The following is a 20,641-nucleotide window of genomic DNA, read 5'->3' as shown; positions in this document are numbered from 1 at the left end:
CTCTCGCTCAGAAGCGGATACGGACCCGGTCGGTGCGCGGGCGGGCTTGGCAGGCCAGGGTGTACCCGGCGTCGATGTCGTCCTGATCGAGGACGGCCGAGTTGGTCGTGGTGACCTCGCCGTCGACGACGGTGCACGCGCACGTTCCGCACTCGCCCTCGCGGCAGGAGTACGGGACATCGAGCCCGCCGGCGAGCATGACGTCGACGAGGGTGCGCGAGCGCGGCCAGCTCAACGCGTGCACGGTCCCGTCGAGCTCTACCTCCACGCGCGCGGCATCCGCGTCGTCGACGGGGTCGAGCGGCTCGGGTTCGGCGAACGGATCACCGGACAGCGAGACGAACACCTCGGTGGTGACGCGTTCGCGCGGCCATCCGGCGCCCGAGAGTGCCTCGGTCACCGCCGACATGAACGGGCCGGGCCCGCACACGAACGCCGCGAAGGACGAATACGGCGCGGCGAAGTCGGCCAGCTGGGCCACGGTGGGCAGGCCCTGCAGCGATTCGAGCCAGTGCGCCACAGTGATCCGGCCCGGGTACCGTGCGACGAGATCGCGCAGGGCGTCGGCGAAGATCACCGATGCCTGCTCGCGATTGGCGTAGAACAGCACCACCCGGCCGGTGCCGCAGGCCAGGGCCGAACGCAGGATCGACATCACCGGTGTGATGCCGCTGCCCGCCGCCCACAACAGCAGATCGGTATCGAGCGAGGCCGGGGTGAAGGCGCCCTGCGGCGGCAGCACATCGAGGGTGTCGCCGGCAGCGATGTTGTCGCACAACCAGTTCGAGCCGTAGCCGCCGGGTGTGCGCTTGACCGTGACCTGCGGCGGATCGCCCGTGAACGGCGAACTCGCCAGCGAATAGCAGCGCGCCACCGGTTCGGGCCGCTCGCTCGGGATCCGCAGCGTGAGGAACTGGCCCGGCCGGAAGGCGAAGCGGTCGGCGACCGCTTCGGGTACCTCGAACACCAGCGTCCGCGCGTCCGCGGTCTCTTCGATCACCGCGGATACGCGCAGCGTCACCACCCGCGAGCTCCGCGGAACGTCGACAGTCGCCCTCGTCACTGGTGTTCTCCTCGATCTCGGAACCGGTCTTGCGGAGCACCGTCGCAGGCTCGCCGGCGTTGCGGAGCCCGTGGCTCCCGGTGGCCGGGAGATCGCGGTGCACTGCCCGCTGACCGGGAAGACCAGGGCGGATGCGGTGGACGGCGACCCTAGCGTCGGGCTCGTGGACACCAGATTCTCCGGGGGCACCCGATGAACCGCATGCAGCACACCGTCGCGCTGGTGACCGGCGCGGCCGGGGGAATGGGCCGCGCCCATTGCCGTCGGCTGGCCGAGGAAGGCGCCGACATCATCGCACTCGACATCGAGGCCGCCGCGCCGGAGCTGGCCGAGACGGCACGCGAAGTCGAGGCAACGGGTCGCCAGTGCGTCACCGGCGTCGCCGACGTGCGCGATCAGGCAGCCCTGGACGTGGCAGTCGCCGACGGCGTCGCCGCGCTGGGTCGCCTGGACGTGATCGTGGCCAACGCCGGCATCTACACCGACCTCGGCCTGTCCTGGGAGCTGTCGGATCAGGCCTGGCAGCGCACCATCGACATCAACCTCACCGGCATGTGGCACACCGTGCGCGCGGCCGTCCCCGCCCTGTCCGACGGCGGCTCGGTGGTGATCGTGAGCTCCACCAACGGCATCGTCGGCGCGGCCGCCGCCGCGCACTACTCGGCGAGCAAGCACGCCGTGGTCGGGCTCGCCCGCACCTTGGCCAACGAGCTCGGCCCGCGCGGGATCCGGGTGAACACGGTGCATCCCGGCTCGGTCGCCACGCCGATGATCCTCAACGACGCGGTGTACGCCAAACTGCGCCCCGACCTGCCGAATCCGACGCAGCAGGACGCGGCGGAGGCATTGGCCCGGCGCACGATTCTGCCCGTTCCGTGGGTGGATCCGGTCGACATCAGCAATGCCGTGCTCTTCCTCGCATCCGACGAGTCCCGTTACGTGACGGGAACCCAACTCGTGGTGGATGCCGGACTTACTCAGAAGGTGTGACATGGGACGGGTTTCGGGCAAGATCGCGCTGATCACCGGCGCCGCGCGCGGTATCGGCCGCGCACAGGCGATCCGGCTGGCCGAGGAAGGCGCCGACATCGTCGCTGTCGACATCTGCGGGCCGGTCGAGACCGTGGTGTCGCCGGGAGCGACCCCCGACGACCTCGCCGAGACCGTGCGCGCGGTCGAGGCGACCGGTGCGCGGATCGTCGCCGCGACCGTCGACGTCCGCGACGGCGCGGCGTTGCGGGCCGCGGTAGACGCCGCGGTCGAGCAGCTGGGTGGTCTCGACATCGTCTGCGCCACTGCCGGAATCAGTTCCAGCGGCGGCGCACTGGAACTGACCGAACAGCAGTGGCACACAATGATCGACGTCAATCTGACCGGGGTGTGGCAGACGTGCAAGGCCGCCACCCCGCACCTGATCGCGCGCGGCGGCGGCGCGATGATCCTGACCAGCTCGATCGCCGGACTACGCGGCCTGGTGGGTGTCGCGCACTACACCGCCGCCAAACACGGGGTGGTGGGGCTGATGCGCTCGCTCGCGAAAGAGCTGGCCCCGCACCATGTCCGGGTGAACTCGGTGCATCCGACCAATGTCGACACCCCGATGATCCAGAACGACATGGTGCGCAAGGTGTTCCGGCCCGACCGGGAGAACCCCACCCGCGAGGAATTCGCGGAGGCGGCCGTGACGATGAACATGCTGCCCATCCCGTGGGTCGACCCGGTCGACATCGCCAACGCCGCCCTGTTCCTCGCCTCGGACGAGGGCCGCTACATCACCGCGGTGACGTTGCCCATCGACGCGGGCAGCACCCAGCGCTAGTGCGCTAGCACCGTTCGTACTGACGCGCGAAGGGCTCCGACTCCGGTGCGACCTCGCGCTCGGATGCCGGGCAGCCGCCGACAAGGACGGCGACCCCGGGGCCGTCGCGCGTCACGATCGTGTAGTCGACCACAGCACCGGGCCGGGACAGGTAACGAAGGTGCCGGTCGGCGAGTTGTGTCGCCTGCGCGGCACTGAATTTCTGTCCGCTGGGCGGGAATACCGTGACGCCCAGTGTGCGGCCCGCTGTGTCGGGCGGGTCGAATACCGACACCTCGGCGAGGAACGGGGTGGGTTGATCGGTCAGGAACCACTCCCACAGTTCGAGTTCGCCGGTGGAGGGGAAACGGGGGCGGCGGTCCGTGTGGGTCGAACTGGGCGCCAGTTTCGAGTAGTGCTCGGACATGCTCTCCCCATGAACGGGGGACACTGTCCAGTAGTTGGATGCCAGTTCGGGGAAGTCCTGGATGATGCGGCGCATCGCCGCGGTGGCCCGGCGGGGTTCGGCCTCGGAGCCCGCTCGCACACTGATGAATTCGGTCGGTCCGTCCATGTCCGCGGTGGCGGTGAAGCTGCTGGTGGACCAGTGGATCTGCGCACCGGTATCGGCCGCTGACACTCGGGTCCAGGTGTATGCCGCGTTCGCTTCCACGTCCACGTTCCGCCACGGACTGCCGGTCCCCGAAAAGGAGTCGGTCTTCCGGTGGATCTTGACCATGGTCGAGTCGCCTCGATAGTGCGGCGGCAGTTGCTGAGCGCCCATGACACGCACGACAGACGCGGTCTCGGCTGGTGTGACGCCGTCCTCGAGCTGCACCTCGAGTCGGGATGTGTAGTAGGAGTTGGGGCCGTACGGGTGGTACTGGAACGTATGCGACGCGTCGGCCACTCCCGGAAGGGCCTCGATGGCTGTCTCGATCACCCGGGACCAGCGGTCACGCTCGGCCTGATCGGGCCCTTGCGGAAAGAGCGAACATCCAGTGAGCAGGACTGCCGCCATCATCACCACGATGGTGGGCACGGTGAAGCGCATAGCAGTTCATCCTGCCAGCAGCCGGCAGAGAATCCGCCGCGAAAACCGCAATGCGCGGGCCGCCCGATGGCGGCCCGCGCATTGTGCCGGTTCAGTGTGCGGTGTCCTCGCGGGTGAGGAAAGCCAGTACGGCCGACTCGAATTCGCCCTTGCGCTCGATCATCGCCCAGTGCCCACAGTGGGGGAACACGTGCAGTTCGGCGCGCGGGATGGTACGCATCGGGATCAGCGCCATATCGAGGGGGCTCACCCGGTCGTCGCGGCCCCAGGTGATCAGCGTGGGGGCAGCCACCTTGTGCAGCATCGCCCACGGCGGCGGTGCGTCGGAGGCCTCCATCGCCTTGATCATCATCGCGAACGCGGCCTTGCTGTACATCCGGCGAGCGCTGTCCAGCGTCGCGGGATCGGTGGCCTGGGTCCAGCGCTCCTCGATCAATTCCTCGGTCACCATCGCGGGGTCGTAGACCATCGAATGCAGCCACTGGATCAATCGCTCGCGGGTCGGTTCCTCGGTGAACTCCTGGAGCAGCTTGATGCCCTCGCCGGGGCCGGGGCTGAAGAGATTGCGGCCGATGCCGCCGATCGTCACCAGCTTGCCGACCCGCTCGGGATGGGCGATGGCGTAGTTGAGCGCTACGCCGCCACCCATCGAGTTGCCGATGATGTCGACGCTGTCGAGGCCGAGCGCGTCGACGAAACGAACCACCGCATCCAGCGCGGTGATCATCGGATGTCCGCCGAAGTCGTCGCTCACCCCGAAACCGGGGAATTCCAGGACGAGACAACGGAATCGTTGCGCGAAGACGGCGAGGTTACCGCGGAAGTTGCGCCATCCGGTGACACCGGGCCCTGATCCGTGCAGGAGCAACAGCGGCGGTCCTTCGCCCGCCTCGTGGTACCGCAAGACGCCCGCGTCGGTGGTGACCTCGCGCAGCGTGCCCTCGTAGCTCAGGTCGGTCATGCGTGGGTACCGCCGTCGATGCGGATCTCGGTACCGGTGATGAAGGCGCCGTCCTCGGAGACGAGCATCGCGATCACGCCGGCGACCGCGGCAGGGTCACCCATGCCCGCGCCGCCGGATTCGAGGTCGGTCGGCAGGACGGGCGACAGCTTTCCGAACAGGGCCCAGTTGGCGTCGGAGGGCACGTATCCGCCAGTGGCTTCGGTGATTCCGGACTTGATGCTGCCGGGCGCGACACAGACCGCGCGCAAGCCTTTGCCGCCGTACTCGAGGGCGATGGCGTGGGTGAAGGACTGGATGCCGCCCTTGCTCGCCGCGTAGGCCGCCATGTACGGGTGCGCGAAGGCCGCCGACGTCGAGCTGAAGTTCACCACGGTCGCGCGCGGGTTGACCAGCAGGGCCGGCAGTGCCTCGCGGACGACGAGGAAGGTGCCGGTGAGGTTCACCCGGATGATCAGGTCCCACAGGTCGAGCGGGGTCTGATCGGTGTGCGAGGCACGCAGGATGCCCGCCGCGTTCACCAGCGAATCCAGGCCGCCGAGGGTCTCGATCGAGGAGCGGACGCCCTCGATCACCGACTGCTCGTCGCCGATATCGATGGTGAGGGTGGTGAGCCGGTCGGCGGTGCCGCGCTCGGCGGCCTGCGCGCTCGTCGCGGCGAGGCCCTCGGCTGATACGTCGGCGGCGACCACCCTGGCGCCCTCGTCGAGCAGTCGCAGGGCGGTGGCCGCGCCGATGCCCGAGGCGGCGCCGGTGACCAGCGTCCGGTGGTTGTCGAGTCTGTTCATGGGGTTCTCTCCTGGTCTTGGGTGTCAGCCGAGTCGGCCGGGAACCGGTTCGTGGCGGAGCTGATCGGTCGCCAGCGCGCCGACGCGGACGGCGTCCTCGATGGAGTCGCGCAGGGCGGGGCAGGTGGGGATCCAGCTGCTGTGCTCACCGAGGGCCGCGCGCCGAGCGAATTCGGGGCACGCGGACTCGGCGTCGTCGAGCCACTGGATGCTGGTGTGACTGGGACTGAATTTCTCTGCCAGCACCTTGTTTCCGCAGGAAGCGCATTCGACGGGTTGCATGGCCGCCACTCTCATCGCTCGCCGGCGGCATGGCGGGCGCCGATGTAGCCGAACACCATGGCCGGGCCGATCGTCGCGCCCGCACCGGCGTAGTCGTTGCCCATCACCGCGGCGGAGGTGTTGCCCACGGCGTAGAGGCCGGGGATGGGAGACCCGTCGGCGCGCAGCACCTGGGCGTCGGCGTTGTAGACCAGGCCGCCCTTGGTGCCGAGGTCGCCGATCCGCACCCGCAGCGCGTAGTACGGGCCCTTGTCCAGCACATCGAGTGCGGGCGTGGCCAGGGTCGGATCACCGTAGTAGTTGTCGTAGGCGCTGACACCGCGGTCGAAGTCCGCGTCGTGCCCGTCGCGAGCGAAACCGTTGAAGCGTCCCACGGTGTCGCGCAACGTGTCGGCGGGCACGCCGATGGCGGCGGCGAGTCCCTCGAGATCGGGCGCGGACCGGATCAGGCCGGCCCCCGACCACGAGGCCGGGAACTTCTGGCCGGGCACGATGCCACCGATCGGGTAGCGGCTCTTGGCTTTCGCGTCGAAGACCAGCCAGGCCGGATCGTGGCCGCCCTTCAGCTGGGCGTGCACGAACGTCACATACGGCGATGCCTCGTTGGTGAACCGCTTGCCCGTACCGTCGACGATGATCGAGCGTGGGATCGAGCGTTCCGACACCAGCACCTGGTTGATGCCCTCCGGTCGCTGGAACGACGGCATCCACCACGCGTCGTCCATGAGATCGACTGCCGCGCCGATCTTTTCGCCCGCGATGATGCCGTCGCCGGTGTTGTCCGCCGACGCCGCGCTGAAGTTGTCGCGTCCGCCCTCGGGCAGGTGGTCCTTGCGCATGGCCTGGTTGTACTCGAACCCGCCGGTGGCCAGCAGCACACCGGCACGCGCCCTGATCCGGATCTCGCGGCCGTCGCGCTCGGCGAGCACGCCGAGCACCGCGCCCGTGTCGTCGGTGATCAGCGAGCGCAACGGTGTGTCGAGCCACAGCGGCACTCCCGCATCACGCACGGCCAGGCGCAGCCGGGCGATCAGGGCCCGGCCGAGCGTGTCCATGTGTCTGCGCAACACGATCGCCTTGACCGCCCGCAGGCCGGTCAGCAGCGCGGTCCAGCGGGCCTTCCAGGTGCGGGTCACCATATTGAGCTGGACGAAGTCCTTGGAGGTGATGAACAGCCCCGGCGGTGTCGCGAGCGCGGCCGGACGCAGCAGATCCTTATCGGCGCCGAGCTGTTTGAGATCGACCGGCAGCGGCTCGATGGAGCGGCCCGCGGGCCGTCCTCCCGGTGCTTCGGGGTGATAGTCGGAATAGCCGGCGCACCACTGGAAACGCAGGTGCGGGCTGGTCTCGAGGAAGGCCAGCATGCGCGGGCCCTCGTCGATGAACGCGTCGAGGTTGGCCGACGGCACCCGATCGCCGACCACGGCGTCGAGGTAGGCGCGCACGTCGGCGCGGGAATCGCCGAGGCCCTCGCGCAACAGCGCCGGGTTGTTGGGCACCCAGATGCCGCCGCCCGAGAGCGCGGTGCTGCCGCCGTACACGGAGGCTTTCTCGATGACCAGAGTGTCCAGGCCGCGATCGGCGGCGGCGAGCGCGGCGGTGAGCCCGCCCGCGCCGCTGCCGACGACGAGGAAGCCGACTTCGTGATCCCAGTGTTGTTCGGTCGCAGTCATCTCCGCCTCGCTCAGCCGACGACCATGTCGTCCTGGGACCAGAACGCGCGCATGCTCACGATGCGGGCGTCCTCGTCGAAGGTCATGACATCGATCGGATCGAGGGTGAAGGTCTGCTCACCGAACTTGGTGACCACCCGGAAGCTGAACGCGGCGCTGTTGCCGGCCACGCGGACCGAGAACAGTTCGGTCGAACGCTCCAGCGGCTCGATGTTCTCGTAGAACTTCGTGATCGCCGCGTGCCCGACATGCGGTTCGGTGCCGACCGGGTCCTCGACCGTCGCGTCCTCGCGGTAGAGGGCGACGACGTCGGCGGCCGTACCGCTGCCGACGGCCTCCACATATTTGCGCACCGTTGCGCGAATGTCGTCCGCTGAAGCCATCGTGTCGCTCCTGAAATGTCGAAAGGGATGTGTCTGTGAACCGAACCACATCCGGTGGCTCGGATGCCCCGGTCTCTCCCGTCCAGCGGGAAAGACCGGGGGTGGATCATTCGCCGAGGATGTGGCGGACGGCGAGGTGGCTGAACAGCATGGACGCGCCGATCGGATTGCCGCCGCCGGGGTAGACCTCGCCGCTCACGGCAGCCATGGTGTTGCCCGCGGCGTAGAGGCCGGGGATCGGCTCGCCGTCGCGGCCCAGAACCCGGGCCGCGCTGTCGGTGCGCAGCCCGCCCTTGGTGCCCAGATCGGAGATGCCGAACGCCGCCGCGTGGTAGGGCCCCTTGTCGATGGTCACCAGTGGCGGTTCGCCGTTGGAGAAGGCCCGGTCGTAGGCCTCGTCGCCGCGCCCGAAATCGGGGTCGGCACCGGTGGCGACGATCGCGTTGAACCGCTCCACGGTGGCCGCCAGGTTCGCCGCGGGCACGCCGATCTTCGCGGCCAGCTCGGCGAGGGTGTCGGCGGTGTGCCACAGCCCGGCCTCGACGTACTTCTCGGTCTCGACCATGGAGACATTGGTGGCCTTGATCGGCGGCACCTCGCCCTCCTTGTCGTCGTAGATCATCCAGAACGGCAGGGTGAGCCCGCGATCGTTCATCTGGCGGATCACGTCGCGGCCGAGCCGGTCGTAGGGGGCCGACTCGTTGACGAACCGCTTGCCGTCCTGATCGACGAAGATGCCGCCGGTGAACCACAGCGCGAACGCGGACCGCCCGTCGGGATGGGTCAGTCCGGGCGACCACCACGCCTGATCCATCAGATCGGTGTCGGCGCCCGCCGCGATGCCCGCCTGATGCGCCTTACCCTGATTTCCCCAGGGCCCCATGGTGTCTCGCGCCTCGCCTGGCACACCGTAGTGCGTGCGCAGCTCGGCGTTCTGCTCGAAACCGCCCGCCGCCAGGATCACGCCGCGCCGCGCGCGGATCGCGACGCGGGCGCCGTCGCGTTCGACGATCGCGCCCGTCACCACACCGTCCTCGACCACCAGGTCCACCAGCGGCGAATCCAGGTGCAGCTGTGCGTGCGGGTAGCTCGAGATCGCGCGCAGCATCCGCCCGATCAGCGCCTGACCGCCGATCAGCAGGTCCTGCGGGGGAGCGCCGAGCCGGTCGGTGTCCAGCGTTCCGCGCAACGATGCGCGCAGCGGGCCCAGCTCCGCGGCAGGCAGCGGCGTCGGCATGATGTGGCGCTGACCGTCGAGCCGGGCCTTGGGCGCCTTCCCGAAGTAGTCCGGCCACGGCAGCACCATGAAGGCGAAATGGTCGTCGGCTTCGAGGTACTCGATGAGATCGCGGCCCCGCCGCACGTAGGTCTGCTGCAGTTCGTCGGGGGTGCGGTCACCGACCACCGCGCGGTAGTAGGTCAGTGCGTCGTCGAGGGTGTCGTCGGTGCCCGCGCGCTCCAGTACGGGGTTGCAGGGGAACCACACCCCACCGCCGCCCGAGTACGCCGTCGTGCCGCCGAACTTGTCGGTCGCCTCGACCACCGCGACGCTGAGTCCCTCGCGCGCGGCGGTGTAGGCGCCGGCCAGGCCACCACCCGACCCCGCGACCAGCACATCCACCTCGTCGTTCCAGTCCACCACTGTTTCCTCCTGGTACCACCTCGAATTGCGCTCGACGGTAAGCCCGGCGCCGGTGGTCGTGGGGCGGCTCTCCCGATCACCGGGAGAGCATCGATGCGCGAATGTGCCGGTCAGCGGGAAGGGGACCTGCTCGAACGCGGCGCGCGTCCTTAGCGTCGCCCGCAGAGAAACCGGTCTCCATCGAAAGGTAGGCACTGTGAACCCCGAGACCCCATCGGCACCAGCGAAAGGCCCGGCCGACGTCGACGTGGTCGTCGTCGGTGCGGGCATCGCCGGCCTCTACGCGCTGCACCGCTTCCGCGGCAGCGGTCTCACCGTGCGGGTGTTCGAAGCCGGCGACGGCGTGGGCGGCGTCTGGTACTGGAACCGCTACCCGGGCGCGCGCTGTGATGTCGAGAGCGTCGACTACTCGTACTCCTTCGACGACGCGCTGCAACAGGAGTGGAACTGGAGCGAGAAGTACGCCACCCAGCCCGAGATCCTGTCCTACCTCGAGCACGTCGCCGACCGCTACGAACTGCGTCGCGACATCGAATTCAACACGCGCGTCACCGATATCGTGCTCGACGAGCAGACCCTGCGCTGGCAGGTCGACACCGACACCGGCCGCGCGGTCTCGGCCCGGTTCGTCGTGCTGGCCACCGGCCCGCTCTCCAACGCCAACACCCCGGCCATCGACGGACTCGACACCTTCGCCGGGCAGCTCCTGCACACGTCGCACTGGCCGCACGAGGGGGTCGATCTCACCGGCCGCCGGGTCGGCGTGATCGGCACCGGCTCCTCCGGTATCCAGACGATCCCGTGCGTGGCCGAGCAGGCCGAGCGCTTGCACGTGTTCCAGCGCACCGCCAATTACAGTGTGCCCGCCGGTAATACGCCGCTGACCGAACAGGACCGGGCCGCGCAGAAGGCGAACTATCCCGAGCGCAGGCGGCTGTCGATGGCCAGCGGCGGCGGTTCGCCGCACCAGGCGCATCCGGCATCCGCGGTCGCGGTGAGCGAGCCGGACCGGCGCGAGGCCTACGAGAAGCGCTGGGCGCTGGGCGGTGTGCTGTTCAGCAAGACCTTCCCCGATCAGCTGACGACCCTCGCCGCCAACGACACCGCCCGCGAATTCTGGGAGGAGAAGGTGCGGGCGGTGATCGAGGACCCGCGCGTCGCCGACCTGCTCGTCCCGCACGACCACCCCATCGGCACCAAGCGGATCTGCACCGACACGAACTACTACCAGACCTTCAACCGCGCCAATGTCGACCTCGTCGACCTGAAGGCGACACCGATCACCCGGATCGACGCCGAGGGCGTGCACACCACCGACACGCATTACCCCCTCGACACCCTCGTGCTCGCGACCGGCTTCGACGCGATGACCGGTTCGGTGTCGCGGATGAACATCGTCGGCCGCGACGGGGAGACGCTCAACCACGCCTGGCGGGAAGGGCCGAAAACCTATCTGGGACTGGGGATGGCAGGGTTTCCGAACCTGTTCAACCTCACCGGTCCCGGCAGTCCGTCGGTGCTGGCCAACATGGTGCTGCACTCGGAACTGCACGTCGACTGGGTGGCCGAGGCGATCGGCTTCCTCGACGGCAGGGGAGCGGTGGCGCTGGAGGCACGCCAGGACGCGGTGGCGGAGTGGGTGCTCGAATGCGTGAACCGGGCCGCGGGAACGTTGATGACACAGGCGAATTCGTGGTACCTGGGTGCGAACATCGAAGGCAGGCCACGGGTGTTCATGCCCTTCGTCGGCGGCTTCGGCGTCTACGGCCAGATCATCGCCGAGGTCGCGGCCGCCGGGTACAAGGGCTTCGACGTCATCGAGGCGTGAGCGGCGACGACGGGGTGGTCCGCACCGGACCACCCCGTCGTCGTGTCAGGCCGTGAAGCCGCCGAACCCGCCCTTGTAGAACAGCAGCGGCTCGGCGCCCTCGGTGGCCCGCAGCTCACCGATGCGCGCGAGTACCACGGTGTGGTCGCCCGCGTCGTGCTCGAGCTCCACCGTCACCTCGATCTGGGCCAGCGCCCCGGCCAGCGCGGGCGCGCCGTTGCCCGCCCTGTCCCACTCGACGCCGGCGAACTTGTCGGCCCCGCTCACCGCGAACTGGCGGCACAGCGCGCTCTGCTCCTGCGCCAGGATGTTGATGCACAACGCGCCCGCCGCACGCAGCAGCGGCCAGCTGGTGGAACTCTTGGCCGGGCAGAACGACACATACGGCGGGTCCAGCGACACCGACACCACCGACTGACAGGTGAAGCCGAGCGGTCGCGTCCCGTCGTGGGCGGCGATCACCGCGACGCCCGTCGCGAAGTGCCCGAGCACTCTGCGCAGGTCCGCGGGGGCCGGGATACCTGCGTCGACGACGACGTTGTCCGCATTCATAGAGGTCCTTCCGAACGGAATTCGATGCCTCCCAGAATCCGGGAAGATCGGGCAGCGCCTCAAGACGGCCTCCCGGTCAGCGGTTGCTGACGGGTGAATTCCGGGAAGATCGGTTGCTAGCATTCAGCCATGGCTACCCCCGACCCCGACTCCGGCGTGCCCAATCTGCCGCCGACCAGCTGGGCGGTGCTCGCCATGCTCTCGTACGAGGAGGAGATCTCCGGCTACGACCTGAAGAAATGGGCGGACTGGAGTCTGCGCTACGTCTACTGGACCCCGTCCTACAGCCAGATCTACGCCGAGCTGAAGAAGCTCGAACAGCACGGCTTCGCGAGTTCGCGACTCGATCCCGACAACACCATGCGCGCCAGACGGCTGTACCAGATCACCGCGGAGGGTCGGGCCGCGGTGACCACGTGGTGGAACAAGGCGCCGGTCGACCCGTCGGTGCTCAAACACCATGTGCTGTTGCGCGTGATGTTCGGCCATCTCGGGTCCCCGGATCGGCTCAAGCAGATCCTGCACGACCACATCGCCGACGTCGACAAACTCGCCCAACGCGCCGCGATCGATGCCGAAGCCGCGAAATCCGAACCGGGCTGGGCCTATTCGCAGCTCGTGCTGCAATGGGCGCAGCGCCACTACGCGACCGAACGCGACCTCGCGCAGCAGCTGATCGATGACATCGACAACGCGGCCACCGTCTTGGCGGGCGCCGAACACGACGACCGCACCGACTACCCCCACCCCACGCCGGGTCGCTGGCGCGAGATCGAGCAGCGGGTGCGCGAAGAAGAGCTCGAGCAGCACGACCCGGCGGACTAGGCCGTGTCTCTCCGATCGCGGGTACTGTCGCACGGAAAAAGGAGAGAAATCATGATCGCAGTCATCGCCGAGGTGACCGTCAAAGCCGGTGCGGGTGCGGAGTTCGAAGCCGTCGTCGCCGATCTCGTCGAACAGATCAAGGCCAACGAGCCGGGCAATCTGACCTACCAGCTGGTGCGTTCGCGGACCGACGCCGATCACTACCGGTTCTTCGAGCTGTACTCCGACGACGCCGCCGTCGAAGCCCACGGCCGGTCGGAGCACTTCCGCGCGGCAGGCAAGTTGATGGCTCCCTTGCTGGCGGCTGCGCCGAAGATCGAGTACTTCACCGCGGTCTGAACCTGAACCCCCTACTCGGAACGCGGGCCGGAAGGGTCTCGGGTGGGGCGCTACCGGTACCGATCACCTCGGGTCCCGAGGGAGGTCGAGCGTCTCGCGCACCATAGCCCAGATCTCGGTGCGCGCGGCGACGGTGGCGGCGAGGGACGGGATGCTGAGGAATCCGTGGAACAGCCCGGTGTAGCGGCGATAACGGACCGCGACACCGTCGGCTGCCAGGCGCTGGGCGTAGGCGTCCCCGGCCGAACACGGCGGGTCCAGTTCGGCGGTGACCACCACCGCGGGCGGTAGACCGGCCAGCGAGTCCGCCCTGGTCGGCACGAGACGCACGTCGTCGGTGCCGTGCGGTGCGTAGTTCGCCCAGTACCACCGCATGGCGCTGGTCGTGTTGTAGTGGCCCGTGCCGAATCGCCGGTAGGACTCGGTCTCGAAATCGTCGTCGATCACCGGATAGATCAGGATCTGGGCCGCGATCTGTGGCCCGTCCGCGTCCCTGGCCGCGATGGCCACGGTGGCGGCGAGATTGCCGCCCGCGCTGTCGCCGGCCACCGCGATCCTCGACGGGTCGCCGCCATGGTCGCCGGCGTTGGCGGCGGTCCACCGCAGCGCCGCGAACATGTCGTCATGGGCCGCGGGGCCCGTGTGCTCGGGCGCGAGCCGATAGTCGACCGAGACCACCACCGCACCGACACCCGCCGCCATCGAGCGGCAGAACTCGTCGTGACTGTCGAGGTCGCAGAACACGAAGCCGCCGCCGTGCGCGAACACGATCACCGGTAGCGGTTCGCCGTCGTGATGCGGCCGGAACACCCGCAGCGGTAGCGGGCCGCCGGGTCCGTCGATCGTGAGGTCGCGCGCGAGCGCCATATCGGGAAGTCGTTGCAGCGGAGCGCGTCTGGCGCGGATCGCGGCACGCGCCTCGCTCGCGGCCATCGTGGCGACATCGGGGAATCCGGCGTCGAGCGTGGCGAGCACGGCCGCGACTTCCGGATCGGGAACCGCACCGGGCCCGGTGGTCGGGAACGTTCGCACAGTCACTGGTCCTCCTGAATTTCGGCGACGGAATCGGACGTCGTCGGCCTCACCGTAGGGTCGGTGCCGCGCGATCCGTACCGCGTTCTCCCACTGGGCGGAAACACCAGGTCGATGCCCTTCGGCGGCTGCCTACGGTCGGTGCATGGAAGCCACGAAGGTCTACGTGATCGACACCGTAGTGACCAAGCCAGGACGGGCCAGGGAATTCGTCGACGCCTATCTGCGCGACTACGCCCCGGGCGCGCGCCGACGCGGCATGACGCTGGAGCGGATCGTGGTGAGTCCGCCCGTGTGGTTCCCGGACGAGTCGAACACGATCATCGCGAGCTGGGTGCTCGACGGCGCACAGGGCTGGTGGGAGATGACCTGGCAGGGACGGTCGGATGAGTCGGTGCGGCAGTGGTGGGCCTCAGCGCGGGAGCTGATCGTCGAACGGACCCGCTCGACCGGCGCGCTCGCCACCGACATCGACAGGCTCGGCAATGTTTGAAGTGACTCGGCTGGTGCATCTTTCGCCCGGCACCGAGGCCGTGGTGCGTGACCGGCTGATGACCAGGGTGCGCGAAATCGCCGCCCCGGCCGCACGCCGCGTGCTGGTCGAGCCCACATTGCCGGGCGTGCGCAACGGTGGTGATGTCCTGGTGCACCTGCGCTTCGACGAGTCCGCGGACTGGACAGGGACCACCACCGAGGTGGATACCCTACTGAGCGAGAGTCCCGTCGCCCACGTCGACGGCGCCGAATATCACGGCGGCACAGCGGGTATCGCCGAGCCGGACGCCACCGGGTCGGTATATCGGGTACTGCTGCTGCGAGTCGAGCAGCACACCCCGCGCGCGACGGTCGAGCGCTTCGAGGCAGACCTGCTGCGGATGCCCCGCTACCTGCCGGGCATCCGATCCTGGCAGTTGAGCCGGGTCGCCCGTGGCACCGGACTCGCGGCGTGGACCCATGTCTGGGAGCAGGAGTTCGCCGACCTCGACGCTCTCGCTGGCCCCTATCTGATGCATCCGGTCCACTGGGCGCACGTCGACCGCTGGTTCGACCCCGAATGCCCGGACATGATCATCCGCGACCGGATCTGCCACAGTTTTTGCGTGAACCGCCCGCTCTGACGGAAGTGATCGTCCGCGAACGGATCTGACCCCGCTGCTGCGCACAACCGGGTCGCGCCGTGCGCCGCCCGCGTTCGGGCCGGCGGCGTACGGCGCGACGGGGCATCACGCCGTACGCGGCCCGCGGTGGTCGGCGTACGAACGGCTCACGCCCAGCGGACGAGGATGCTGCTGCAACGTCGGATGCACCCGGACCCGGCCGTCGTCGACGTGGCGCCAGATGTTGAGCGCGGTCGTGCGCACCGGTGCGCTGAGACGGTGATCGAACAGCATCCGATCCACCGGTCCACACACCGACACCGCCGCCACGGCGGCCTCGCCGAGGTCGCCGATGGGCGCCGCGATACAGCCGAAGCCGGGCAGCGACTCCTCGCGCTCGACGGCGATCCCGTGCGCGCGCACCTTGTCCAGTTCGGTGTCGAGCTGGGCCTTGGTGGTGATCGAGTAGCGGGTGCGTGCGCCGGCCTGGCCCGCGAGGGCATCGGCGATGCGGCGCTCGTCGGAGTAGGCCAGGATCGCCTTGCCGACCGCGGTACAGGCAGCGGGCCGCCTGCCGCCGACGCGGGTGGGCACCACCGCCGACAGCTCGCCGCCGACCTTGTCGAGGTACACGACGTCGGGACCGTCCAGCACGGCCAGATGCACCACGAACCCGGTGACCCGGTGCAGCTCGTGCAGGAACGGCATCGCCGCGCGGTGCAGCCGGTCCTGGTGCACCGCCAGTGAGCCGAGCTCCATCAGCCGGATGCCGAGTTCGTAGTCGCGCCCCTCGCGACGTAGCCAGCGCAACTGCACCAGCCGATCGAGCATGCGATGCGCCGAGGACCGGGGTAGACCGGTGCGCCGGACGATCTGGGCGAGCGTGAGCCTGCCCGGGCCGTCGAAGGCGTCGAGCAGCAGGGACGCGCGATCGAGGATCGCGCTCGGGGTGGTGGCCTCGGCCTGGATGACCATGAGCTCTCCATTCGGATCTACGAGCTGATGCCCAGTCGCATATTTCGATTAGGCATATACCTATTCATACCATCCGTTGTGGTCGTTGTCACATGAATCGGCAGGCCAATATGAAAAAGACGGCCCCTGGCCCGAGCGAGGAGCTCGGGCCAGGGGCCGTCGTGGGACTACCTGCGGAATTACATCGCCGCGAGCGGCTCACTCCCGGACCAGTCGTGGCCCCAGTAGCTGTCCGCGGTGATCTCCTCGGCGCTGTAGTACGTCTCGTCGACCCGCATGCCTTCGGTGCCGAACTCGATATCCCAGCCGCCGGGCGCGCGGACATAGAACGACACCATCTTGTCGTTGGTGTGCCTGCCCAGCGTCGAGGACACCGAGAAGCCGTCCTTGGTCACCCGATCGAGGGCCTGGCCGACGGCATCGAGGGAGTCGACCTCCACCATGATGTGCACCAGGCCCGGCGCGCCACCGTGCGGGGCAGGGCACAGCGCCAGGCTGTGATGGCGTTCGTTGACACCGAGGAACCGCACCCGCATCGGGCCGTACTCCGGCGGCGCCGGGATCCGGAACGCGCCGCGCGGCAGGAACCCGAGCACGTCGGTGTAGAAGCCGAACGCGCCGTTGGGGTCCATGGTCGGCAGCACGACATGGCCCAGACCCTGTGCGCCGGTGACGAATCGCGCGCCGAAGGGGGTGATCACCGGGCTGTGGTCGAGCACCGCGCCGTGGAAGATCTCGAGGGTGGCGCCGGTCGGGTCCTGGAAGGTGATGACCTCCTCGACCCGGCGCGCGTCGGCCTCTTCGACCGACAGCGGTTTCACCGCGATCCCGGCCGCCGTCACGGCTTCCTGCACGCGGACCAGTGCCGCGTGGTCGCGGACTTCCCAGCCGATCGTGACGATGGCGTCGCTGTCGCCCGGCACGATCGTGATCCGCGCCGCGCGCTCGTCCATCCGCAGGTACAGCGCGTCCTCGTCGGGCCCGCTGCCCTGGGCGAAGCCGAGCACCTCGAACGCGAACTTGCGCCACCGGTCCATGTCGGCGGTCTGGATCTTGACGTAGCCGAGGCCTTTGATGTCTGTCATTTCCGTTGTCCTTCGTGGTGTTCGGGTCAGATCATCGAGCGCAGGTTGTCCGCGGGCTCGAGACCGAGGGAGCTGACGGCCGAGGCGTGATACACCGTGCTCGGCACGTGGATGGCGTGGGCGAGGCCGACGTGGGCGTCGCGCCAGTAGCGCTGCAGCGGCTTGTCGATCCGCATGGCGTTGCCGCCGGAGCGGGCGAAGATCTGGTCCACGGCGGTGACCGCGCGCCAGGCCGCGCGGACCTGGGTGCGCCGGACCGCGGCCCGCTCGGCGAAGCCGATCTCCTTGCCCGCGTCGACGGCGTCGAAGATCTTGTCGGCGTTGGCGAGGAGTTCCTGGCGCGCGGCGTTGATGTCGGCGGCGGCCTCGCCGATGGCGAACAGCACGTACGGATCGTCTTTGACCGCGGTGCCCTGCGCGCCGACCCGGTCGCGCTGGTAGTCCAGGTGCGCGGCCAGCGCGCCTTCGGCGATGCCGACCACCGCGGAGCTGATGCCCAGCGGGAACATCGTCGACCACGGCATCTTGTACAGCGTCTCGGTGACCCCGTACTCCTTCTGCGCGGTGCCGTCGATGACGTGGTCACCGTTCATCACCCGGTAGTCGGGCACGAACGCGTCCTTGACGATGATGTCCTTGGATCCGGTCCCCTTGAGGCCCACCACATTCCAGGAGTCCTCGACGATCTGGTAATCCTGGCGCGGCAGGATCATGTGCAGCATCGTCGGCGGCAGCGCCATCTTGCCCTCGGCATCACCGAGCATGGCGCCCAGGAAGATCCAGTCACAGTGGTCGGTGCCGGAGCTGAACTGCCAGCGGCCGTTGAAGATGTAGCCGCCGTCGACCGGACGGGCGATGCCGGTCGGCGCGTAGGGCGAGGCCATCCAGGTGTCGTGGTCGTCGGCCCACACCTCGTCCTGCACCTTCGGGTCGGCGAAGGCCAGCTGCCACGGGTGCACGCCGACGATGCCGGCGATCCAGCCGCTGGCCGGGTCGAGCGCGGCGGTGGCCATCACCGTCTCGGCGAACTCGCGCGGGTGCGCCTCGTAGCCGCTGTACTTCTTCGGCTGCAGCAGGCGGATCGGGCCCGCCGTCTTCAGCAGCTGGGCTGTGGCATCGGGCAGCTGCCCGAGCCGCTCCGCCTCCGGTGCCTGCTCACGCAGCTGGTCCGCGATGGCGGCGATATTGTCGAGAACTCTGGTCATCTCCGGTGATGCTTTCTGTTCGTGGTGGGGTGGGGGATCAGGACATGGTGTCGATGACGGCGCCGCGGGCGATGTTGTCGGCCACCTCGGCCTCCCAGCTCGTCACCGCGCGATCGGTATCGATCTCGAACTCGAACCGCTTGGTCATGTCCTCGGTGACGTCGTCGACGTCGACATAGAACTGCTTGTACCAACGGCGCAGCTGATACACCGGGCCGTCTTCCTCCGACAGCAGCGGATTGTCGATGGGCGCCTTGTTCTTCCAGATCTCGACGTCCTGCTCGAAGCCGTACTCCACGCCCTGCGCGAACTGCGCCGCCATCGCGTTGGCGTCCTCGTCGGACATGCCCTCGGGCTTCTTGACCATCGCGCCGTACTGCAGCACGAACGAGTTCTCGTCGACCGGGTAGTGGCAGTTGACGAGCACCGTCTCGATTGTCATCCCGTTCGATTCGCTCCACAGCCAATCGAGCATGTACGACGGACCGAAATACGAGGCGTCCGAACGCAATGCGGAATCCGGGTCGTCGTAGCTGGTGCCGACAGTGACGTCGTGGCGCGGGGTCGAGCGCATGTACTGAGTGGCGACGTGGCCCTCGAAGACGTTCTTGAAGTAGCGCGGGAACGAGTAGTGCACGTAGAAGAAGTGCGCCATGTCGACGACATTGTCGACGATCTCGCGGCAGTGCGAGCCCTCGATCAGAATCGAATTCCAGGTCAGGTCGGTCCACTCCGGCGTGCCGTACCCCTCGATCTCGGGAATGGTCACGTCATCGGTGGGCTTGCTGCCTTGCGGGTCGTGCCAGACGTAGAGCTGGCCGTTTCGCTCCAGCGTCGGCCAGGTGCGGGTCTTGGCCAGCGGCGGTACCCGGCGCGCGTACGGAATGGCCGTGCACTTGCCGTTGCCGCCCCAGCGCCAGTCGTGGAACGGGCAGGCGATCGAGTCGCCCTTGATGGTGCCGCGCGCGAGGTTGCCGCCCATGTGGCGGCAGTAGCCGTCGAGCACGTGCAGCGCGCCGTCGGATTCGGACTGGAACACCACGAGCATGGTGCCGAAGGCCTTCACCTCGTGCGGGTTGCCGTCGCGGAACGACGAGAGCAGGCCGAGGCAGTGCCAGCCGCGGGCGAACCGAGTCGGCGCCGCGGCGGCCTCGATCTGCCGGTAGTCGGCGGTGGTGTCCTGCGATCGGCCGTTCGGCGAGTTCTCCGGCATCGAAACCTCCATGTTCGGACGGAGTGGGGATGAGCTGCGCCGATGGTCGCGCCGCGCGGGGGTCGGCGGGTCGTGGTGTTCCCGGTCAGCGGACATGTTTTCGTCCCGGTCGGCCGCTGTCCCGATGACCGGGAGAGGAACCGATCACAGCAGGCGGACCGCCCTACCGTGACGGGCATCGGTTTCGACGAGCAGGAGTGAATCATGGGTAACGTCGCGGTGGTACTGGACACCGATGCCATCCGGCTGTTCGCACAGGCGGCGCGCTCGGACAATCCGGCCTACCGGCTCGCCGATCGGCCCGTGGTGCCGCCGACCTTCCTGCCCGCCGACGGATCCATCGCAGGGGAGCGGGTCGAAACCGATCACCGGTTCTTCGGTCCGCCGCCGCGCGCGGGTGACCAGTTGACCGCGATCCGCGCGGGCGCCCCCGGCCAACCCGCGGTCGGCGCCGCTGAGTCGCTCACCCGATACTTCGACCGCACGGGCGGTCTGGTCGCCGAGTCGTGGGCGGCGGCGGAAGCTTTCGCGGGCGAGCAGGTGTCACCGCAGGCGGCGGCGCTGCTGGCGACCTACGCCACCGACTGGCTCGGGGCCGAGGCGATCCGCCGCTTCCGCACCAGGTCGGTGCGACCACTGCCGCCCGGCGATGTCATGTCGTGTTCGGGGCGGGTGACCCAGAGCTACGTGCAGGACGGCGAATCCCGGGTCGATGTGAGCCTGTGCGGCGCCGACGCCGCGGGCACCGTGGTCGTCCGTGCGTGGGCCACCTTCGCCGTGACCGGCGACGGGACCCCGGACCCGCGCTAGGGGAGCGGACCTCTCCTCGCCCGCGGGCGCGGACAA

The 20,641-nt window shown here is 68.8% G+C and carries 22 protein-coding genes; 8 read left to right on the top strand and 14 right to left on the bottom strand.

Features of this window, described 5'->3' with window-relative positions; all coding sequences use genetic code 11:
* Positions 1 to 7: 7 nt before the first annotated feature.
* Entirely contained in the window at positions 8 to 1,063 is a 1,056-nt protein-coding gene (locus tag ACFQ9R_RS01450; protein WP_378987719.1) for a 2Fe-2S iron-sulfur cluster-binding protein, read from the bottom strand.
* Positions 1,064 to 1,255: 192 nt separating this feature from the next.
* On the opposite strand from ACFQ9R_RS01450, the gene ACFQ9R_RS01445 reads away from it, so the two are divergent.
* Both ACFQ9R_RS01445 and ACFQ9R_RS01440 read left to right on the top strand, forming a co-directional pair.
* Positions 1,256 to 2,053, top strand: coding sequence for a mycofactocin-coupled SDR family oxidoreductase (locus ACFQ9R_RS01445; protein ID WP_378987716.1), 798 nt, complete (start codon positions 1,256 to 1,258; stop codon positions 2,051 to 2,053).
* Position 2,054: 1 nt separating this feature from the next.
* On the top strand, positions 2,055 to 2,882 hold the full coding sequence (locus ACFQ9R_RS01440) for a mycofactocin-coupled SDR family oxidoreductase (RefSeq protein WP_378987713.1): 828 nt from the start codon (positions 2,055 to 2,057) through the stop codon (positions 2,880 to 2,882).
* Between the two features lie 4 nt (positions 2,883 to 2,886).
* On the opposite strand, the gene ACFQ9R_RS01435 is transcribed toward ACFQ9R_RS01440, so the two are convergent.
* The 7 genes from ACFQ9R_RS01435 to ACFQ9R_RS01405 form a co-directional block, all read right to left on the bottom strand.
* Entirely contained in the window at positions 2,887 to 3,915 is a 1,029-nt protein-coding gene (locus tag ACFQ9R_RS01435; RefSeq protein WP_378987711.1) for a hypothetical protein, read from the bottom strand.
* 91 nt (positions 3,916 to 4,006) lie between these two features.
* Positions 4,007 to 4,876, bottom strand: coding sequence for an alpha/beta fold hydrolase (locus tag ACFQ9R_RS01430; protein WP_378987708.1), 870 nt, complete (start codon positions 4,874 to 4,876; stop codon positions 4,007 to 4,009).
* Positions 4,873 to 5,664, bottom strand: a complete 792-nt coding sequence (locus tag ACFQ9R_RS01425; protein WP_378987705.1) for an SDR family NAD(P)-dependent oxidoreductase — start codon at positions 5,662 to 5,664, stop codon at positions 4,873 to 4,875. Before ACFQ9R_RS01425 ends, ACFQ9R_RS01430 begins: the two co-directional genes overlap by 4 nt.
* A gap of 24 nt (positions 5,665 to 5,688) precedes the next feature.
* Positions 5,689 to 5,946: a hypothetical protein gene (locus ACFQ9R_RS01420; protein WP_378627708.1), complete on the bottom strand. Its 258-nt coding sequence runs from the start codon at positions 5,944 to 5,946 to the stop codon at positions 5,689 to 5,691.
* A gap of 11 nt (positions 5,947 to 5,957) precedes the next feature.
* Positions 5,958 to 7,619 (bottom strand): FAD-binding protein, encoded by a 1,662-nt coding sequence (locus ACFQ9R_RS01415; RefSeq protein ID WP_378987702.1) that lies wholly within the window; start codon positions 7,617 to 7,619, stop codon positions 5,958 to 5,960.
* 11 nt (positions 7,620 to 7,630) lie between these two features.
* On the bottom strand, positions 7,631 to 8,002 hold the full coding sequence (locus ACFQ9R_RS01410) for a nuclear transport factor 2 family protein (protein ID WP_378987699.1): 372 nt from the start codon (positions 8,000 to 8,002) through the stop codon (positions 7,631 to 7,633).
* Positions 8,003 to 8,108: 106 nt separating this feature from the next.
* Complete coding sequence (locus ACFQ9R_RS01405; RefSeq protein ID WP_378987696.1) at positions 8,109 to 9,644, bottom strand: FAD-binding protein; 1,536 nt, start codon at positions 9,642 to 9,644, stop codon at positions 8,109 to 8,111.
* A 196-nt stretch (positions 9,645 to 9,840) separates the two neighbouring features.
* Between ACFQ9R_RS01405 and ACFQ9R_RS01400 the strand changes: the two genes are divergently transcribed.
* Complete coding sequence (locus ACFQ9R_RS01400) at positions 9,841 to 11,472, top strand: flavin-containing monooxygenase (RefSeq protein WP_378987693.1); 1,632 nt, start codon at positions 9,841 to 9,843, stop codon at positions 11,470 to 11,472.
* A 45-nt stretch (positions 11,473 to 11,517) separates the two neighbouring features.
* Here the strand turns inward: ACFQ9R_RS01400 and ACFQ9R_RS01395 are convergent, their stop codons facing one another.
* Positions 11,518 to 12,024 carry a flavin reductase family protein gene (locus tag ACFQ9R_RS01395; protein ID WP_378987690.1) on the bottom strand — a complete coding sequence of 169 codons (507 nt, stop codon included), beginning with the start codon at positions 12,022 to 12,024 and terminating at the stop codon, positions 11,518 to 11,520.
* A 129-nt stretch (positions 12,025 to 12,153) separates the two neighbouring features.
* Between ACFQ9R_RS01395 and ACFQ9R_RS01390 the strand changes: the two genes are divergently transcribed.
* Positions 12,154 to 12,849, top strand: a complete 696-nt coding sequence (locus ACFQ9R_RS01390) for a PadR family transcriptional regulator (RefSeq protein WP_378987687.1) — start codon at positions 12,154 to 12,156, stop codon at positions 12,847 to 12,849.
* 51 nt (positions 12,850 to 12,900) lie between these two features.
* Positions 12,901 to 13,188 (top strand): putative quinol monooxygenase, encoded by a 288-nt coding sequence (locus ACFQ9R_RS01385; RefSeq protein WP_378987684.1) that lies wholly within the window; start codon positions 12,901 to 12,903, stop codon positions 13,186 to 13,188.
* A gap of 63 nt (positions 13,189 to 13,251) precedes the next feature.
* Here the strand turns inward: ACFQ9R_RS01385 and ACFQ9R_RS01380 are convergent, their stop codons facing one another.
* Positions 13,252 to 14,226 carry an alpha/beta hydrolase gene (locus ACFQ9R_RS01380; RefSeq protein ID WP_378987681.1) on the bottom strand — a complete coding sequence of 325 codons (975 nt, stop codon included), beginning with the start codon at positions 14,224 to 14,226 and terminating at the stop codon, positions 13,252 to 13,254.
* Positions 14,227 to 14,365: 139 nt separating this feature from the next.
* On the opposite strand from ACFQ9R_RS01380, the gene ACFQ9R_RS01375 reads away from it, so the two are divergent.
* Both ACFQ9R_RS01375 and ACFQ9R_RS01370 read left to right on the top strand, forming a co-directional pair.
* Complete coding sequence (locus ACFQ9R_RS01375; RefSeq protein ID WP_378987678.1) at positions 14,366 to 14,713, top strand: hypothetical protein; 348 nt, start codon at positions 14,366 to 14,368, stop codon at positions 14,711 to 14,713.
* Entirely contained in the window at positions 14,706 to 15,338 is a 633-nt protein-coding gene (locus ACFQ9R_RS01370; RefSeq protein ID WP_378987675.1) for a Dabb family protein, read from the top strand. Before ACFQ9R_RS01375 ends, ACFQ9R_RS01370 begins: the two co-directional genes overlap by 8 nt.
* Positions 15,339 to 15,443: 105 nt before the next feature.
* On the opposite strand, the gene ACFQ9R_RS01365 is transcribed toward ACFQ9R_RS01370, so the two are convergent.
* The 4 genes from ACFQ9R_RS01365 to ACFQ9R_RS01350 form a co-directional block, all read right to left on the bottom strand.
* Positions 15,444 to 16,292 carry an IclR family transcriptional regulator gene (locus tag ACFQ9R_RS01365; protein WP_378627732.1) on the bottom strand — a complete coding sequence of 283 codons (849 nt, stop codon included), beginning with the start codon at positions 16,290 to 16,292 and terminating at the stop codon, positions 15,444 to 15,446.
* 179 nt (positions 16,293 to 16,471) lie between these two features.
* Complete coding sequence (bphC, locus tag ACFQ9R_RS01360) at positions 16,472 to 17,377, bottom strand: biphenyl-2,3-diol 1,2-dioxygenase (RefSeq protein WP_378987672.1); 906 nt, start codon at positions 17,375 to 17,377, stop codon at positions 16,472 to 16,474.
* Between the two features lie 26 nt (positions 17,378 to 17,403).
* Complete coding sequence (locus ACFQ9R_RS01355; RefSeq protein ID WP_378987669.1) at positions 17,404 to 18,582, bottom strand: acyl-CoA dehydrogenase family protein; 1,179 nt, start codon at positions 18,580 to 18,582, stop codon at positions 17,404 to 17,406.
* Positions 18,583 to 18,619: 37 nt separating this feature from the next.
* Positions 18,620 to 19,795, bottom strand: a complete 1,176-nt coding sequence (locus ACFQ9R_RS01350) for a Rieske 2Fe-2S domain-containing protein (protein ID WP_378627736.1) — start codon at positions 19,793 to 19,795, stop codon at positions 18,620 to 18,622.
* A gap of 204 nt (positions 19,796 to 19,999) precedes the next feature.
* Between ACFQ9R_RS01350 and ACFQ9R_RS01345 the strand changes: the two genes are divergently transcribed.
* Positions 20,000 to 20,605 carry a hypothetical protein gene (locus tag ACFQ9R_RS01345; protein ID WP_378987663.1) on the top strand — a complete coding sequence of 202 codons (606 nt, stop codon included), beginning with the start codon at positions 20,000 to 20,002 and terminating at the stop codon, positions 20,603 to 20,605.
* Positions 20,606 to 20,641: the final 36 nt, after the last annotated feature.

It is taken from the genome of Nocardia sp. NPDC056541 (genome assembly GCF_042794235.1).
Classification (GTDB): domain Bacteria; phylum Actinomycetota; class Actinomycetes; order Mycobacteriales; family Mycobacteriaceae; genus Nocardia.
This window is presented reverse-complemented; position numbering and strand designations above follow the sequence as displayed.

What these genes read in the sequence shown, in the direction of transcription:
- ACFQ9R_RS01445 (WP_378987716.1), top strand. Translation starts at nt 1,256, where the DNA reads ATGAACCGCATGCAGCACACCGTCGCGCTGGTGACCGGCGCGGCCGGG.
- ACFQ9R_RS01440 (WP_378987713.1), top strand. Translation starts at nt 2,055, where the DNA reads ATGGGACGGGTTTCGGGCAAGATCGCGCTGATCACCGGCGCCGCGCGC.
- ACFQ9R_RS01435 (WP_378987711.1), bottom strand. Translation starts at nt 3,915, where the DNA reads ATGCGCTTCACCGTGCCCACCATCGTGGTGATGATGGCGGCAGTCCTG.
- ACFQ9R_RS01430 (WP_378987708.1), bottom strand. Translation starts at nt 4,876, where the DNA reads ATGACCGACCTGAGCTACGAGGGCACGCTGCGCGAGGTCACCACCGAC.
- ACFQ9R_RS01425 (WP_378987705.1), bottom strand. Translation starts at nt 5,664, where the DNA reads ATGAACAGACTCGACAACCACCGGACGCTGGTCACCGGCGCCGCCTCG.
- ACFQ9R_RS01420 (WP_378627708.1), bottom strand. Translation starts at nt 5,946, where the DNA reads ATGCAACCCGTCGAATGCGCTTCCTGCGGAAACAAGGTGCTGGCAGAG.
- ACFQ9R_RS01415 (WP_378987702.1), bottom strand. Translation starts at nt 7,619, where the DNA reads ATGACTGCGACCGAACAACACTGGGATCACGAAGTCGGCTTCCTCGTC.
- ACFQ9R_RS01410 (WP_378987699.1), bottom strand. Translation starts at nt 8,002, where the DNA reads ATGGCTTCAGCGGACGACATTCGCGCAACGGTGCGCAAATATGTGGAG.
- ACFQ9R_RS01395 (WP_378987690.1), bottom strand. Translation starts at nt 12,024, where the DNA reads ATGAATGCGGACAACGTCGTCGTCGACGCAGGTATCCCGGCCCCCGCG.
- ACFQ9R_RS01390 (WP_378987687.1), top strand. Translation starts at nt 12,154, where the DNA reads ATGGCTACCCCCGACCCCGACTCCGGCGTGCCCAATCTGCCGCCGACC.
- ACFQ9R_RS01385 (WP_378987684.1), top strand. Translation starts at nt 12,901, where the DNA reads ATGATCGCAGTCATCGCCGAGGTGACCGTCAAAGCCGGTGCGGGTGCG.
- ACFQ9R_RS01375 (WP_378987678.1), top strand. Translation starts at nt 14,366, where the DNA reads ATGGAAGCCACGAAGGTCTACGTGATCGACACCGTAGTGACCAAGCCA.
- ACFQ9R_RS01370 (WP_378987675.1), top strand. Translation starts at nt 14,706, where the DNA reads ATGTTTGAAGTGACTCGGCTGGTGCATCTTTCGCCCGGCACCGAGGCC.
- ACFQ9R_RS01365 (WP_378627732.1), bottom strand. Translation starts at nt 16,292, where the DNA reads ATGGTCATCCAGGCCGAGGCCACCACCCCGAGCGCGATCCTCGATCGC.
- bphC (WP_378987672.1), bottom strand. Translation starts at nt 17,377, where the DNA reads ATGACAGACATCAAAGGCCTCGGCTACGTCAAGATCCAGACCGCCGAC.
- ACFQ9R_RS01355 (WP_378987669.1), bottom strand. Translation starts at nt 18,582, where the DNA reads ATGACCAGAGTTCTCGACAATATCGCCGCCATCGCGGACCAGCTGCGT.
- ACFQ9R_RS01350 (WP_378627736.1), bottom strand. Translation starts at nt 19,795, where the DNA reads ATGCCGGAGAACTCGCCGAACGGCCGATCGCAGGACACCACCGCCGAC.
- ACFQ9R_RS01345 (WP_378987663.1), top strand. Translation starts at nt 20,000, where the DNA reads ATGGGTAACGTCGCGGTGGTACTGGACACCGATGCCATCCGGCTGTTC.